The sequence below is a fragment of the Demequina capsici genome, assembly GCF_032102965.1.
In the GTDB taxonomy this organism is placed as follows: domain Bacteria; phylum Actinomycetota; class Actinomycetes; order Actinomycetales; family Demequinaceae; genus Demequina; species Demequina capsici.
The window spans coordinates 1938688-1952682 of record NZ_CP134880.1 but is presented as its reverse complement, the minus strand read 5'-3'; the positions used below and the strand labels follow the sequence as shown (position 1 = coordinate 1952682).

The following is a 13995-nucleotide window of genomic DNA, read 5'->3' as shown; positions in this document are numbered from 1 at the left end:
GGCCTTCGCCGATCGTACGTCGGCTGGTCGCCGCCGGGCGCGCTGTGCACAGTCTCGGTTTCCGCGTGATCCTGAGGGAGCCCGCCTAGCTCGCCGGCGCGTCGTCCCTCGAGGCGTCGTCCGTCGGGGCCGGGTTGCGGATGCCGATCCAGCTGACGACCCCTCCTGCTGCGAGGAGCGCTGCCGTCACGACGGCCGTCCGGTGGAATCCGGCGAGGTCCAGGGTGCCGCCCACGATGGTCCCGATCAGCGCCACCGTCACCAGGCCGGCGATGCGGGCGACGGCGTTGTTCACCGCGGACGCGATGCCTGAGCGGGCGGGATCCACGGCGCCGAGGATGGCGCTCGTCAGCGGTGACACGGTGAGCGCGAGACCCGCGCCGAAGAGGATCACCCCTGGCAGCACCTGGGTCCAGTAGGTGAAGTCGTTCCCCACTCTCAGCAGCAGCATCGCGCCGGCGGCCATGGTGATGGGGCCGATCGTCATGAACATGCGCGGGCCGAGCCGGCCGGACAGCGCGCCCACCCGCGAGGAGGCGAGCATGAGGATCACCGTGACCGGCAGGCTCGCCATGCCGGCGGCTGTGGCGGGCAGGCCTGCCCCTTCCTGCAGGTACACGCCCAGCACGAAGCCGTTGAGGCTCAGCGCGCCGTAGATGAGGAACGTGGCCGCGTTGCCCCACGCCACGTTGCCGGTGCGGAACAGCGGCAGCGGCAGCATCGGGTCCGGCACTCGCGACTGGCGTACGAGGAACGCCGCGAGCAGGGCTGCTCCCAACACAAGGAGCGCGACGATCAGGGGATCGCTCCAGCCCAGGTTCGGCTGCTCGATGAGCGCGGCGACCACCCCGCCCAGGCCCAATGCGGCGAGTGCGGCGCTCACCACGTCCACTCGCGCGTCGGCCCTGCGCACGTCGTGCGCGTCGTCCCGATGCGAGAGCCGCGCCAGCAGCCACAGCGTGACGGCGATCGGGATCACGTTGATGAGGAAGGCGAACCGCCAGCTCGCGAGGTCCACGAACAGTCCGCCTACCAGGGGACCCACGACCATGGCGGCCGACGTGGCGCCCGTCCAGGTGCCGATCGCGCGGCCTTGCGCCGGGCCACGGAAGTGGCTCATGATCAGCGCCAGGCTGGACGGCACCAGCAGCGCGCCGGCCGCACCCTGGGCGAAGCGCGCTGCGATCAGCACGGGCGCGGTGGGGGCGAGCGCGATGATCAGCGAGGTGATCCCGAAGCCGATCAGCCCCGCGCGCAGCACCCGCAGCCGGCCGAAGCTGTCCGAGATCGAGCCGGCGACGAGGATCAGCGACCCGAGCGTCAGCATGTACGCGTCGACCGTCCACTGCTGGGTGGTGATGCCGCCGCCGAGCTCGCGCATGATCGCGGGCAGAGCGACCGTGACGATGGTGCCGTCCAGGAAAGACACGAATGAGCCCAGGATCGCGATCCACAGCACCAGCGACTGCGTGGCGGTGCGCGGGACGGTCGTGGGCCGGGGTGGCGGCGCGGGGGAGTCGGCCATGGCCTCAGGCTACGGCCGACCGCCCGGCGTCAGACGAGCGGCGCGAGGATCTCCTTGACCTGCGCGGCGGTCGGGACGCGGCCGGACAGCACCAGCTGCTCGTCGATGACCAGGCCGGGCGTCTTCATGACCCCGTAGCCGGCGATCGCGCCGTAGTCGGTGACCTTCTCGAACTCGGCGTCGAGGCCGAGCTCTGCGGCGGCGGCGCGCGCGGCCTTCTCCAGGTTGATGCAGTTGGCGCATCCGGAGCCGAGGATCTTGATGTTCATGGCGGGAGTCCTTTCGGGTGGGTGAGTGTCGGTTCTGAGGTGTCTGGGACTCTGGCGGGTGGGTGAGTGTCGCTAGGTGGGGATGACAGCGTTGAACAGGTAGCCGACGGCGATGATGCCGACGGTGACGACGCCGATGAACAGTCCGATGAGCTGAGGCTTGAGCACGCGGCGCAGCAGGATCATCTCCGGCAGGCTGAGCGCGACGGTCGCCATCATGAAGGCGAGCAGGGTGCCCATGGGCAGACCCTTGTCGAACAGCGCCTCGACCATGGGCAGGATGCCCGCGGCATTGGAGTACAGGGGCACGCCCATCAGCACCGCGAGCGGCACGGCCAGCAGGTTGTCCGGTCCGGCGTGGTCGGCGAACCACTGCTCCGGTGCCCAGCCGTGGATCGCGGCGCCGAGCCCGATGCCGATGAGCAGGTAGGGCCAGATCTTTCGGAGGATCTCGCCGACCTCCTCGAGGCCCATCTGGATACGGTCGTTCCACGTGAGCGACATGCCGGGGTCGATCGCGTGGCCGCCGATCTTCGTCTCGAACACGAACGGCTCGATCCATCGCTCGGGGTGCATGCGGCCCAGGACCATGCCCGCGACGATCGCGATGGCCAGGCCGGCACCCACGTACAGCAGCGTCGGCCCCCAGCCGAAGAGGCCGAGCAGCAGCGCGATCGCCACCTCGTTGACCAACGGGCTTGCGATCAGGAAGCTCAGCGTGACGCCCACGGGCACGCCTGCGGCGACGAAGCCGATGAACGCGGGCACCGCCGAGCAGGAGCAGAACGGGGTGATCACGCCCAGCCCTGCGGCGACGACGTTGCCGACGCCCTCGGCCTTGCCTCCCAGGATCGCGCGCGTGCGCTCCACGGACATGAAGGACCGCAGCACGGTGACCACGAAGATGATGCCGGCCAGCAGCAGCAGGATCTTGACGGTGTCGTAGAAGAAGAAGTGGACGCCCGACCCGAGCCGCGTGCTCAGGTCCAGGCCGACGACGTCGCCGATCATCCAGTTCCAGAACGGCAGGTTGACGCTGTAGAGCGCCCACCAGGCGACGGTCGCGGCGCCGACGCCGACCCACCGCTGCGTGGGACTCGCCTTGTGGACGTGGTCGATCACGGTCATGACGTCACTGGTCCGGCTGGTCGGGCAAGGTGGCGACCGTCGTCGTCCCGGAGCCCGGGAGGGCCGACGCGATACGGGCCGATGAGTCGGGTGCCAGGGAGTAGTCGATCCAGCGGCCGCGACGGGAGGTGGTGACGAGTCCGGCGTCTCGCAGGATCCGCAGGTGGTAGCTGAGGAGCGTGGCGGAGACGTCCACATGCTCCTGCAGGTCGCAGACGCAGCGCGTGCCGACGCTGAGGCGATCCAGGACGGTCCAGCGGACAGGGTCGGCGATGGCCTGGAGGAGCTCGACGGCGGGCGCGGGGTCGTGCGGGGACTCGGTCGCGGGCGCGGCGCATGGGGAGGTCTGCTCCGCGGGGCGGGGGATCAGGTCGATCGAGGACAGTTGAGTCACATTTGAATAGTCCGCCCGCGATCCGGACGACGGTGGGGACGTTGGTCCCGAGGTCGACTTCGGTGCGCGGGCAGGACATGGGTGTCGAAAGCGGCGCGTTGGCGAGCCTGCGTGCGCGCTGGCAGGACATGAGCGTCGAAAGCGGCGCGGGTCCTGCACCCATGTCCTGCTGGGGCGCTGGGGCGCGGAGGTGCGGGGGCGGCGGGGCGTGTCGGCGGGCGCTCGTAGACTCGGGCGCATGGCTGAGCAGACGGGTTCCGACGACCTCCTGGGGTCGCTCAACCCGGGTCAGCGTGAGGCGGTGGTGACCGGTGCGAGCCACAACCTGGTGCTCGCAGGCGCTGGCACGGGCAAGACGACCACGATCGTCGCGCGCATCCGCCACCTGATCCGCCAGGGGACGGCCCCCAACCGGATCCTTGCGATCACGTTCACACGCCGCGCGGCAGCAGAGATCCGTTCGCGGGTGCAGACGGAGAGCCGAGCGATGGAGGGCGTCGGCGCCATGACCTTCCATGCGTGGGCCATGCGGGAGGTGCGCGCCAACCCGGACGTGTTCGGCTACGAGGGCTGGAGCGTGCTCGACGCGGACGACCAGGCGCAGGTGATGCGAGGCGTGCTGGGCCGTGGCAAGCGTGTCGAGGGGCTGAAGGCCTCGCAGATCATCGACGTCGTCTCCTTCGCACGCAACACGCGCGTCACCCTGGCCGACGCGATCCGCGCCAAGTTCCCTGATCAGACCATCGATCCCAAGGCGATCGGCGCCGTCGTCCGCGCGTACGAGGAACGGAAGAAGGAGCGCCGCTACCTCAACTACGACGATCTGCTGCTGATCTTCGCCGCCCGGCTCGCGGACCCGCAGGTCGCGGCGTGGGTGGGCAGCCACTACGACGAGATCCTGATCGATGAGATGCAGGACACGAACCCGCTGCAGTGGACCATCATCGATCCGCTGGTGCCGCACACGCGCTTCTACTGCGTGGGGGACGATGCGCAGTCGATCTATGGGTTCAGAGGCGCCGACTTCGCGTCGATCCACTCGTTCTCCGAGCGGGTGCCCGGTGCTCGCGTGATGCGACTCGAGGACAACTACCGGTCCACGCAGGAGATCCTCAACCTGTCCAACTGGCTGTTGTCGGCGAGCCCGCTCGAGTACGGCAAGCATCTGCGGGCGGTGCGAGGCAGCGGCGCCAAGCCCGAGCTGCACAGCTTCGAGACCCCGCACGACGAGGCGGGCTGGATCGCAGGCGAGCTGCGCCGAGCGCACGAGGATGGTCTCCCGTGGAACACGCACCTGATCCTGGTGCGCTCCAACTACTCGGGGCGAGCCATCGAGTCGCTGCTCATCGAGAACGACATCCCGTACGTCTTCTTCGGCGGTACCAAGCTGCTGGAGAGTGCGCACGTGCGCGACGTGCTGTCCGCGCTGCGCGTCGTCGCCAACCCGGACGACGAGGTGGCGTGGCTTCGCCTGTTGACGCTCGTGCCTCGCGTGGGGGACAGGACCGCGGTCCGCGCGTTCGACGCCCTACTGGCCGCGCGCGAGCAAGGCGCGTCGGCCAGGGACGCCCGCGCGTCGGCGCTCGCGTCCATGCCGGAGTGGCTGCGCGCGGGACTCGACGCGATCGAGGACGCCGCGAACCGGGTGGACGACGCGGTGGGCAGGGCAGCCGCGATGCTCACGCCGGTCCTCGCGACCAAGTACCGCAATGAGAACTGGGACGCGCGACAGCGTGACCTGGTGCACGTGGAGCGGCTGGCGGCGTCGCGCCGCTCGATCCTGGAGTTCATCGAGGAGTACCTGCTCTCTCCGGTGTTCACATCGGAGCTGACGGCGGCGCCCAAGGACGATGATCACGTGGTGCTGTCCACCGTGCACTCGGCCAAGGGGCTCGAGGCGGACTGGGCGTTCTGCGCGGGTGTGAGTCCGGGTGCGTACCCGTCGTCCAGGGCGTTGGGCGATGCCGACGCGGTCGAGGAGGAGCGCCGGGTGCTGTACGTGGCGCTCACGCGAGCTCGGGATCGGCTGTGCGTGACCCGGGCGCTGTTCCACACGCCGGTGCGCGCATGGGTGGGCGGACCGTATGCGATGGATGTGCTGGAGGACGCCTACTTCCTGTCGACCCTGCCGGAGGGGCTGGTCGCGGAGACCGTGCACGTCCCGCAGCGTGCGCCGCGACCGGGGCCTCCGCCGGGGCTGGCTGCGCCGCCGGAGATCGACCTGGGCGTGGACCTCGGGGACCTCGACGCGTAGCCGCGGGCGCTGACCAGTAGTCACGTGCTCGCGCTATCTGCCCAGGTAGTCGACGATAAGCGTGCGGATGTGAGGACGATCTTCTTCGAGGGTGGCTATCACGACCGGTGCCTCAACCTGTGCGTAAGTGTGTGCGATCCGGTTCCGCATGCCCCACATTGCGGCCCAGGTCGAACCGAACAGCTCGGTTCGAATCTCTTCAGGAAGCCGGCTTAGGGACTCGAGCCCAGATGCGAGCCGCATGCAGATCGCGTCGATCTCCAGTTCCGTGGCCACGCCGTTCGCACCGTAGGCGGTCGCGCGGTCAAAATGGAGGAGGGCATCCGCGAGCCGCTCATGAGGCTCGCGGCTCACAAGGGCACGGCCTCGTTGACGATACCTTCGCGCAGGTCGGGACGCAGCGAGGACTCAGCGACCAGGTCGACCTGCAGCCCCAGGAGGCGTGAGAGCTCGTTCTCCACGGCGGAGAGTCGCATCAGGCTGAGCGGCTCGCGCGTCTCGAACAGCAGGTCCACATCGGAGTCGGGCCTCTCGGCGCCGCGGGCGGTCGAGCCGAAGACGCGGACGTTTCGACCTCCAACCGCGCGGAGTCGAGAGCGGATCTCTGCTCGATGCTGTCGCAGGGCTCGGGCGTGCGGTGTGGAGCCGTGGAAGCGCAGAAGGCGATTCACCTCAGGTTGGCTACGGCCGATCTGCTCCGCGATCTGCTGCTGAGTCATGCCGGCTCGCGTTGCGTCTCGAACAGCCTCGACGAGTCGTGCGCGCGCCGCCTCCACAGCGGCGTCCGACTCGCGGGCGATGTGTGCGAGATCTGGCTCCATGTGGCAAATATAGCAACACATATTGTGGCGCGTACGGGTCCGCGCGCGGTTGTGGATTCCGGGCGCTGACCGGTGGTCACGTGCCCGTCACCTGCGAGGGGTAGGGTGCTGAACCATTCGCCCGCGACCGTGAGGAACAGATGCCTGCCTACGATCTCCACGACCGACTCGTGGTGGGAGTGGCGTCCAGCGCGCTGTTCGACCTGACGGAGTCCGACGCGTACTTCAGGGAGCATGGCGAGGCTGCGTATGCGGACTACCAGGACCGTCACGTAGACGATCTGCTTGCGCCGGGGCCGGCGTTCCCGTTCATCAAGCGGCTGCTCACGCTCAACGACCTGCGCCCGCGCGACCCGCTGGTGGAGGTCATCGTGCTGTCGCGCAACGATGCGAGCACGGGGCTTCGGGTGATGCGCTCGGTGGAGAAGCATGCGCTGGGCGTGACGCGTGCCTTCTTCACGCAGGGGCGGTCGCCGCTGGGCTACATCCCGGCGTTGGGCATGAGCCTCTTCCTCAGCCAGAACAGGGACGACGTGGTCGCGGCAGTACGGGCCGGCCACCCGGCGGGCCACGTGCTGCCGAGCACTGCGGCGTACGACGACTCGGACCGGGGCCTCAGGATCGCATTCGACTTCGATGCGGTGCTCGCGACCGACGAGTCGGAGCGGGTCTTCCAGAGCGAGGGCATGGACAGCTTCGTGGCAAACGAGGTCGCGAAGCGGGACATCGCCCACGTGCCCGGTCTGCTGCAGCCGCTGGTGGCTGATCTCAACCGCATCCAGCTGCTCGAGCAGCAGCGGCAGAAGGATGATCCGTCGTACGAGCCTCGCGTGAGGATCGCACTTGTGACGGCCCGGGCCGCGCCCGCGCACGAGCGGGCGGTGCACTCGCTGCGCAGCTGGGGAGTGACGGTGAACGATGCGTTCTTCCTTGGCGGGATCGAGAAGGCGAAGGTGCTGCAGGTGCTGCGTCCGCACATGTTCTTCGACGATCAGCACGGCCATCTGAGCGGCGCGCTGGAGCACGCGGCGGGTGTGCACGTGCCGTGCGGCGTGGCGAACGAGACGCTCTTCTAGAAGGAGCGGCGGGGACGCGTGCTGCGGCGGGGCTGAGCCGTCACGGTGCCGTGCGGGTACACGTCTCCTGCACAGCAGATCGGCAGGCGCACGCGCATGGTGAGGATTCTTGGTCTCGAATCCTTCCGCGATGGCCGGACCGCGCCTATGGTGACGCTATGGGGTTGGAGCGGACGCATCGTGAGGTCATCCGTCTGAGGGCGGAGTATCGGCAGGAGCCACGTGCGGGCGCGCTGCGTCTGGCGCAGCAGCTGTCCTGGTATTCCATGGAACTGGCGCTCGCCAAGCAGTACGACAAGTCTGAGCAGGCGTGGGCGGAGGCGTTCGACGTGGCGCGCCACGTGCTGGACGAGGGTGGTCCCACGCAGTACGAGCGCACGGAGTTGATCCGCATCGGGGTGGGCGCTGCCCGCGCGATGCGCATGGTGGGGCTCGAGGCCGAGGCCACGGCGGTGGTCGAGGAGACGGAGCTGCAGTACGCGAAGCTCGTGGCGACGGCCGAGGATCCCACCATGGTGCTGGCGATCCGCGGCGCGATCCTCGGGGTGCGTGCGGAGGCCTGCCGTGAGCACGGCGACCGTGCAGGGGAGATCGACGTGCTGTGCGAGTCGGTGCTGGAGATGCTCGCGGGCTCGGAGGCGAGCCCGCAGATCATCGGCTCGATGCTGAGGGACCCGCTGCGCCACCTGCACGATCTGCTCACGGAGGATGCCGCGCGCTAGCCTCGGCTGTGCTCAGGACGGGTCGAGTGCCTGTTCCAGCTGGTGCTCGAGCCGTGCCGTGTCGGCGGTGGTGTTGACGTCGGCGAAGATGCCCACCACGTCGGGCCCGAAGATCCGTTGGAGCGCCTCGAGGATGTTGCCGTCCTGGCCCGCGGTGCCGATCACGTAGCGGACGCCCGCGCGTTGTGCTGCGGCGGGGTCGAGTCGGGCGCCGTGCCAGTGCGGGTCGGTGAGGTCGGGCACGTGCAGCAGCAGCTGGTCGAAGTGGGGGAACAGCACCACGTGTGCGGCATCCACGTTGAGGGCGGCGTCCACGAGCGAGTCGACGTCGTCGACGGTGCGCAGCGACAGTCTGAGCCGCGCGCAGACTGCGGCGGTCGCGTTCTTGAGGTGGGGGACTGCCAGGAACGGGTCCTCGTAGGAGACTGCGACGTGCGTCGGCTCGGGTTCGGCCGGACCGGCAGCGGCGCCGGCGGGAGAGGGAGAATCGCTCCCGGTCGTCGTCCCTCGCTGTGGTCTGGCTGCGAACCAGCGCATTCGTGCCCCCTGTGTGCTGTGGTGTGTACGAGGACTCCCGTTCCTGGCGTCCGATATGCACCCTATGGGTGAATCCTCGTGGATCTGCGCACTCGGTGCCGTGTCGTGGGGTGAACGTGGCGAACTGCACACGATCCGGCGGTCGCGTCGGCCGTGCGGCGGCGCGCGCTCTTCCCGGGTGACCTGTCACCTGTCGCGCGGTCCGACTGGGGGCGTCGGTAGCCTGCAAGCGAGGGAGGACGGAGGTCCGGATGCCGGGGGGCGACGGGCAGGTGAGGCGGCCGCGGCTGCCGGATGCGGGCTGGCTGCCGGATCCGAGCCGGTTGGACATGGAGCGCTGGTGGGATGGGCGCCGGTGGACGGACCGGACGCGGGGGCGTGAGGTGCGCACGCGCTGGGGGCTGTCCGATGAGGCGGCGCTCGTCGACCTGGAGCGTGACGTCGGGGGAGCGGTCGGTGGCCTGACTCCCGTGGTGCCGGAACCGAGCCCTGAGGTGCGTGAGGGCTGGTTGCAGGGCTGGCGCGGCGGGTTCGCGCTGCTGGGCGTGCTGGTGCTGTGCATGCTCGTCTATGCGAGCGCCATCTCCGGCAGGCTCGGCTCGGTTTCTTCCTGGGGGCTGCAGGCGCCGGCGGGCCCCGCGGTGGAGTATCCGGTGTTCGCCGTGGACTCGCTGAGCCTGTACCTGGCGCGCAGCCTGATGGTGCAGCAGCAGGAGATCGATCTGAGCTGGTTGTCCCGGGCGGGGGCCGATGAGGAGCAGGTGGTGGCCGACGCGATGCTCGCAGTGGTGATCCAGAACCCGTACGTGTTCGCGGACGGCACCGACTGGACCCTGACGGCGGGCGGGGACTCGTTGGTGCCGACCTACCTGTACGACGCCGATGAGGCGGAGCAGCGGCGGCGGGAGCTGCAGGCGGAGGCGACTGACATCGTCCAATCGGACGCAGTGGCGCAGGCGACGGGCCAGGTGGCGCTCGCGCAGGCCGTGCATGACGCGATCATCGCGCGCGTGACCCTGGATGACGGGTCGCTGGCGGTGTCCGACGGCACGACCGGCACCGCGCAGGTGGCGGCCTTCACGCAGGCCCAGCAGGCATACGGGGCGCTGGTGCAGGGGCGCGCCTCGAGCCTCGGCTATGCGCAGGCGTTCCAGGTGCTGGCGGACGCGGTGGGCCTCACGACCGTCGTGGTGACAGGCTCGGCGTACGACGGCGGGAGCCTCACGACGCATGCCTGGAACAAGGTGCAGATGAGCGGCGTGTGGATGACGGTGGACGTCGCGTGGGACGACGGCGGGGCTGAGGGTGCGCTCGACGACTGGTTCCTGGTGTCCGACGGGGATTCGCGGCTCGACGATCGCGCGCCGGACTCGAGCTGGATGCTTGACGAGCGGCTGATGGCGTACGGGGCCTAGCGTCTGGTGACGCGACCTCAGTAGGGTGGCCCCGGGAGAGGGGGTCCACGTGGAGGGTCAGGGACCGGCCGGCTGGGAGCCTCGGCTGCCTGCGCCCGGGTGGCTCCCGGACCCTGCGCGCACGGACCTCGAGCGCTACTGGGACGGCGCGGGGTGGACGGAGTTCACGCGCCCCAGGGCCGGAGTGCCGGGTTGGACGCCTCAGCCGCAGGCCGCGCAGCCGCCCATGTCATGGCAGGCTTCGGCGCAGACCTCGTCGCTTCAGCATTGGGCTCACACGCCCGACCTGCCGGTGAGCGCCGCGAAGCCTCGCCGCCGCACGTTGGGCCTGGGCGGGCGGCTGCTGCTGTGGGCGCTGCTCGCCGCTCTGATCGTGGTCCCCGCCGGATACCTGGGACGGCTGCCGCTGTGGGTGCCATGGCCCACCATGCTCACCGCGCCCGTGCCGACAGGGCCTGACGTGGCGTACCCGGTGTTCGGCACGGAGGACCTGTCGCTGTACCTGGCGCGCGCCATGGTCGTGCAGGAACGGTCGATCGACGTCACCGGCTACGTGTCCAAGGTGGGCGGGGTGCCTGGCATCCACGACGCGATGTACGAGGCGTTGGCGCAGAACCCGTACGTGTTCGTCAGCGGCTGGTCGGTGTCCTACTCGGCATTCAGGACGACGGTGGTGCCCGACTACATCTACGCGGACTCCGAGGCGGAACGGCGTCGGGTGGCCACGGCCGACGCGGTGGCGACGATCGTCGCATCGCCCGACGTCGCGCGTGCGCAGGGCGACTATGCGCTCGCCAGCGCGATCCACGACGCAGTGGTGGCCGCCAACGACTACGACTATGCGGCGGTCGATGAGGCCGACCGCGGATACGACTCGGGCACGTCCGCAGTGGTGGCGCAGTCCCAGGAGGCGTACGGCGCGCTGGTCGAAGGTTCCTCCGTCTGCACCGGCTATGCGCAGGCGTACGAGCTGCTCGCCGACGCCGTCGGCCTATCCAGCGTGATCGTCACCGGCGATGCGGACAACGGCGAGAGCATCGCTGCGCACGCCTGGAACAAGGTGCTCATCAACGGCGAGTGGGTGCTCGTGGACACCACCTGGGACGACGTGCTCGCCTGGGGGTCCAGCCACTCGTACTTCGCGGTGCCGGACGGCGACCCGTCGCTCACCACGAGGACCGCGGACGACTACTGGGTGATCGACTCGCACGTGGGGGACTACGGGGTGGCTTAGGCCGTGGGGCTGGATACTGGCTGGACTGCGGCACCTCCTACTCGAGAGGCAAGCGGCGAAAGGCTCACCGCGACGGCGACCGCTCCGGAGGCGGTGTCGGTGGACTGCGAGGGGACCGCGCGAGCGCCGTGGCGAGCAGGTAGGTTCGCGATATGGCTGAAGAGCTGATCGGTTACCAGGCCGTCGAGGAGTGGATGGGCGTCGAGTATCTGACGCTTCGCGACGTGATCCCGGAGAAGGCGCGAGCAATGATCGTGGGCCTGAATCCATCGCCGGTGAGCGTGGCCGCCGGCCACTACTACCAGGGACAGGTGGGTCAGCGCCAGCTTCGTAGGCTCGCGTCGGCTGGGTTGTTCGACCTCCCCGAAGGTGTGCGTCAGTTCGAGGCGGTCGCGCTCGCTGCCGGCGTGGGCTTCACGGACATCGTGAAGAGGCCAACCGTGGGGGAGAAAGACCTGGTCGCCGGGGAACTCGAGCATGGGCGTTCTTTGCTGGGCGAGAAGCTTGGCGCCCTTTCAGTGCCGCTCGTGATCTGCGTCTTTCGGCAGCCTGTAGAGGCACTGCTCGGACGCAAGGCTGCGGGAGGATCTGGCGTGCAGGAGGCGCGGACTGCCTGGGGTGCCCAGGTGTTCCGAATGCCGGGACCCTATGACGCGGCTGAGAAGGCCAGTGCTGTGATGGGGGAGTTGCCTGGGCTGCTCAGCAGATCCGGGCGCCGCTAGGCGAGGGGAATGTCGGTCGACTGCGAGTTGCAGCGTGCGCCGTGTCTTCGATGTGGCTGGTGATCGTCGCGCCGACGGGCGCCCGGGAGCTAGACGTGAGAACTAGTCCTTCTTCCACGTCCTGGGCTGGCGCGCCACCGCGTGGATCTCCTCGACCTCCGCATCTGAGAGCACAGGCTCGAGCCTCAGGAGTGCGTTGGAGATGTTCCAGTTGGTGACAACTTTCACGTCGCGGGCGCTGCTTGCCGTCTTCAGTTCCGGCTGGGAGAGCCCGCCGTTGAAGATCGCCACGACGCCAGTGATCCTCACCGGGTGTCCGAGCGCGGCTGCCAGTGCAGCGGTCGCCTTCTTCACCTGTGCCCGTATCTGAGGGAAGTGCTCGGTCTTTCCCCCGTTCACCATGACGCCGTACTTTGTCTCGGTGACCTTCGCCTTCGGGTGGTGCTTGGTGTTGACGAGGAAGACGCCCGGCGGGCCGATGACTAGGTGGTCGATGTCTGTATCGCCTTCGCACGGGATCGAATGCAGAACCTTCCAGCCGCGTTTGCCGACCTTCTTGAGACCCTTGCCGACGGCTTCCTCGCCTTCCGCGCCAAGTTTCCATGCCCTGTAGTCCGTATGGGCGCCAGCGACGCGTCCTGCCCAAGCGATGGTGTTGCCGAGCCGCTTCTCACGTTCCCATGCGAGTCCTTCCTGCTCGCGCGCGTTCTGCCCCGGAACTCGGTTTGCAAGGTCTGTTGCCTCGCGCTCTGGGTCGGGGGCAGGCGCGGTCTTCGAAGTGTCCGTAGCCACGACGGATTGTGCGGCCGCCTCATCCTCCACGTCCGCCAGCATGCTCGGCTCCGCGACCGCGGGTACCTGGGGGAGGGCGCAATGCCACTCGCCGAGCGCAGCTCGCGCTTCGGCATCGTGCTCGGGAGACTCGATGGTGATCGTTCCTGTCGGAACGTCGATCCATCCGACACGGGTGCCGTCGGGCAGGTTGGCGTAGCCACGGTGCTGTCCGTAGCGCTTCCAGTTGTTGACGGTGATCGGTTCGCTCATGTTTCTGGGTCCCAGGTCTCGGGGCGGCGTGCTCGTGAGTAGATGCGGAGAATCTCGGCGCCATCGAGGACGCGCGGCAAGTTGTGGAACACCGAGGGGACCGAGGCCAGGTGATGCACGACGACGCCTTCAGGCTCCTCGATCACAGTCATGTCGTACCGATATGAGGTGTCCAGAACGACACATCCGGAGACGGCGACGGGAGCGTCGGGCAAGGACAATGCCAGTGAAGCGGCCGCCGCCTCGCGTCTGGCCTGTGCGATGTGGTCCACCCGAACACGACCGACGCGCATGTAGTCGCCATTGATGAACACTTCGGATGAGTCATGTCGTTTCGAGTTGACGGTCCACACCCCGCCAGGTCCGATCAGCAGATGGTCGATATCCGCAGCGCCGCCATTGATAGGAACTGCGTGGATGATTCCCCAACCATGCTGGTAGAGCCGATTGACCGCCTCGCCTACGCGGTACTCGCCGGCCGTGCCCTTCGCATACTGGTCGCGACTGAAACGGGCCGCCGCGAGTTGCGCCTCCAACTGGACGATGGAGTCGCTCAAGGATGCGATTTCGGCAGTGTAGGCGGCTGTGAGCGCATCGACATTGCGGCCCGGAGCATGGAGTGCAAGGTCGTCGTCGGGTTGCAGCGCGGCCCAGGCGACGAAGGCCGCATCGAGCCGGCCTTCTGAGCCTGGGACCACCACGGTGATCTCACCCGTTGCGGTATCCGCCCACCCAAGGTCGACTCCGGCCTGGTCCGTTACGTAGAGCCGATCCATCGCGCCCTTGCGCCAGCGTCTCACCGTAGGCAAATCCATTGAGGCTCCCCCTAGAAGCCATGCCGCATCCCCCGCGGC

The 13995-nt window shown here is 68.7% G+C and carries 15 protein-coding genes; 6 read left to right on the top strand and 9 right to left on the bottom strand.

The window, feature by feature from the left end; all coding sequences use genetic code 11:
* Positions 1–85 precede the first annotated feature (85 nt).
* The 4 genes from RN607_RS09370 to RN607_RS09355 all read right to left on the bottom strand — a co-directional run bounded on the left by RN607_RS09370 (position 86) and on the right by RN607_RS09355 (position 3316).
* Positions 86–1525: an MFS transporter gene (locus RN607_RS09370; protein WP_313542169.1), complete on the bottom strand. Its 1440-nt coding sequence runs from the start codon at positions 1523–1525 to the stop codon at positions 86–88.
* Between the two features lie 29 nt (positions 1526–1554).
* Positions 1555–1794, bottom strand: coding sequence for a thioredoxin family protein (locus RN607_RS09365; protein ID WP_313496533.1), 240 nt, complete (start codon positions 1792–1794; stop codon positions 1555–1557).
* 72 nt (positions 1795–1866) lie between these two features.
* Complete coding sequence (locus tag RN607_RS09360) at positions 1867–2922, bottom strand: permease (RefSeq protein ID WP_313542166.1); 1056 nt, start codon at positions 2920–2922, stop codon at positions 1867–1869.
* Between the two features lie 4 nt (positions 2923–2926).
* Entirely contained in the window at positions 2927–3316 is a 390-nt protein-coding gene (locus RN607_RS09355) for an ArsR/SmtB family transcription factor (protein ID WP_313542163.1), read from the bottom strand.
* A gap of 238 nt (positions 3317–3554) precedes the next feature.
* Here RN607_RS09355 and RN607_RS09350 point away from each other — a divergent pair, with 238 nt between their 5' ends.
* Positions 3555–5570 (top strand): ATP-dependent helicase, encoded by a 2016-nt coding sequence (locus RN607_RS09350; protein WP_313542160.1) that lies wholly within the window; start codon positions 3555–3557, stop codon positions 5568–5570.
* 33 nt (positions 5571–5603) lie between these two features.
* Here the strand turns inward: RN607_RS09350 and RN607_RS09345 are convergent, their stop codons facing one another.
* Both RN607_RS09345 and RN607_RS09340 read right to left on the bottom strand, forming a co-directional pair.
* On the bottom strand, positions 5604–5924 hold the full coding sequence (locus RN607_RS09345) for a HepT-like ribonuclease domain-containing protein (protein ID WP_313542157.1): 321 nt from the start codon (positions 5922–5924) through the stop codon (positions 5604–5606).
* Positions 5921–6391 (bottom strand): nucleotidyltransferase domain-containing protein, encoded by a 471-nt coding sequence (locus tag RN607_RS09340; RefSeq protein ID WP_313542154.1) that lies wholly within the window; start codon positions 6389–6391, stop codon positions 5921–5923. Before RN607_RS09340 ends, RN607_RS09345 begins: the two co-directional genes overlap by 4 nt.
* 140 nt (positions 6392–6531) lie before the next feature.
* Between RN607_RS09340 and RN607_RS09335 the strand changes: the two genes are divergently transcribed.
* On the top strand, positions 6532–7467 hold the full coding sequence (locus RN607_RS09335) for a 5'-nucleotidase (RefSeq protein WP_313542151.1): 936 nt from the start codon (positions 6532–6534) through the stop codon (positions 7465–7467).
* Between the two features lie 158 nt (positions 7468–7625).
* Positions 7626–8189, top strand: coding sequence for a hypothetical protein (locus RN607_RS09330; protein ID WP_313542148.1), 564 nt, complete (start codon positions 7626–7628; stop codon positions 8187–8189).
* Between the two features lie 12 nt (positions 8190–8201).
* Here the strand turns inward: RN607_RS09330 and RN607_RS09325 are convergent, their stop codons facing one another.
* Positions 8202–8726 (bottom strand): hypothetical protein, encoded by a 525-nt coding sequence (locus tag RN607_RS09325; protein ID WP_313542145.1) that lies wholly within the window; start codon positions 8724–8726, stop codon positions 8202–8204.
* A gap of 251 nt (positions 8727–8977) precedes the next feature.
* Here RN607_RS09325 and RN607_RS09320 point away from each other — a divergent pair, with 251 nt between their 5' ends.
* The 3 genes from RN607_RS09320 to RN607_RS09310 all read left to right on the top strand — a co-directional run bounded on the left by RN607_RS09320 (position 8978) and on the right by RN607_RS09310 (position 12097).
* Complete coding sequence (locus RN607_RS09320; RefSeq protein WP_313542142.1) at positions 8978–10141, top strand: DUF2510 domain-containing protein; 1164 nt, start codon at positions 8978–8980, stop codon at positions 10139–10141.
* A 49-nt stretch (positions 10142–10190) separates the two neighbouring features.
* Positions 10191–11375 (top strand): transglutaminase domain-containing protein, encoded by a 1185-nt coding sequence (locus RN607_RS09315; RefSeq protein WP_313542139.1) that lies wholly within the window; start codon positions 10191–10193, stop codon positions 11373–11375.
* Positions 11376–11527: 152 nt separating this feature from the next.
* The gene (locus RN607_RS09310) at positions 11528–12097 is read left to right on the top strand and encodes a uracil-DNA glycosylase family protein (RefSeq protein ID WP_313542136.1); all 570 of its coding nucleotides are present in this window, start codon (positions 11528–11530) and stop codon (positions 12095–12097) included.
* 102 nt (positions 12098–12199) lie between these two features.
* Here RN607_RS09310 and RN607_RS09305 read toward each other — a convergent pair whose 3' ends face one another.
* Positions 12200–13141, bottom strand: coding sequence for a nuclease-related domain-containing protein (locus RN607_RS09305; protein WP_313542133.1), 942 nt, complete (start codon positions 13139–13141; stop codon positions 12200–12202).
* Positions 13138–13956, bottom strand: coding sequence for a nuclease-related domain-containing protein (locus RN607_RS09300; RefSeq protein ID WP_313542130.1), 819 nt, complete (start codon positions 13954–13956; stop codon positions 13138–13140). The genes RN607_RS09305 and RN607_RS09300 overlap by 4 nt, the downstream gene beginning before the upstream one ends.
* Positions 13957–13995 lie beyond the last annotated feature (39 nt).

Excerpts from the sequence above, each read along its gene's own strand:
- RN607_RS09370 (WP_313542169.1), bottom strand. The coding sequence starts at position 1,525 with ATGGCCGACTCCCCCGCGCCGCCACCCCGGCCCACGACCGTCCCGCGC.
- RN607_RS09365 (WP_313496533.1), bottom strand. The coding sequence starts at position 1,794 with ATGAACATCAAGATCCTCGGCTCCGGATGCGCCAACTGCATCAACCTG.
- RN607_RS09360 (WP_313542166.1), bottom strand. The coding sequence starts at position 2,922 with ATGACCGTGATCGACCACGTCCACAAGGCGAGTCCCACGCAGCGGTGG.
- RN607_RS09350 (WP_313542160.1), top strand. The coding sequence starts at position 3,555 with ATGGCTGAGCAGACGGGTTCCGACGACCTCCTGGGGTCGCTCAACCCG.
- RN607_RS09340 (WP_313542154.1), bottom strand. The coding sequence starts at position 6,391 with ATGGAGCCAGATCTCGCACACATCGCCCGCGAGTCGGACGCCGCTGTG.
- RN607_RS09335 (WP_313542151.1), top strand. The coding sequence starts at position 6,532 with ATGCCTGCCTACGATCTCCACGACCGACTCGTGGTGGGAGTGGCGTCC.
- RN607_RS09330 (WP_313542148.1), top strand. The coding sequence starts at position 7,626 with ATGGGGTTGGAGCGGACGCATCGTGAGGTCATCCGTCTGAGGGCGGAG.
- RN607_RS09325 (WP_313542145.1), bottom strand. The coding sequence starts at position 8,726 with ATGCGCTGGTTCGCAGCCAGACCACAGCGAGGGACGACGACCGGGAGC.
- RN607_RS09320 (WP_313542142.1), top strand. The coding sequence starts at position 8,978 with ATGCCGGGGGGCGACGGGCAGGTGAGGCGGCCGCGGCTGCCGGATGCG.
- RN607_RS09310 (WP_313542136.1), top strand. The coding sequence starts at position 11,528 with ATGGCTGAAGAGCTGATCGGTTACCAGGCCGTCGAGGAGTGGATGGGC.
- RN607_RS09305 (WP_313542133.1), bottom strand. The coding sequence starts at position 13,141 with ATGAGCGAACCGATCACCGTCAACAACTGGAAGCGCTACGGACAGCAC.
- RN607_RS09300 (WP_313542130.1), bottom strand. The coding sequence starts at position 13,956 with ATGGATTTGCCTACGGTGAGACGCTGGCGCAAGGGCGCGATGGATCGG.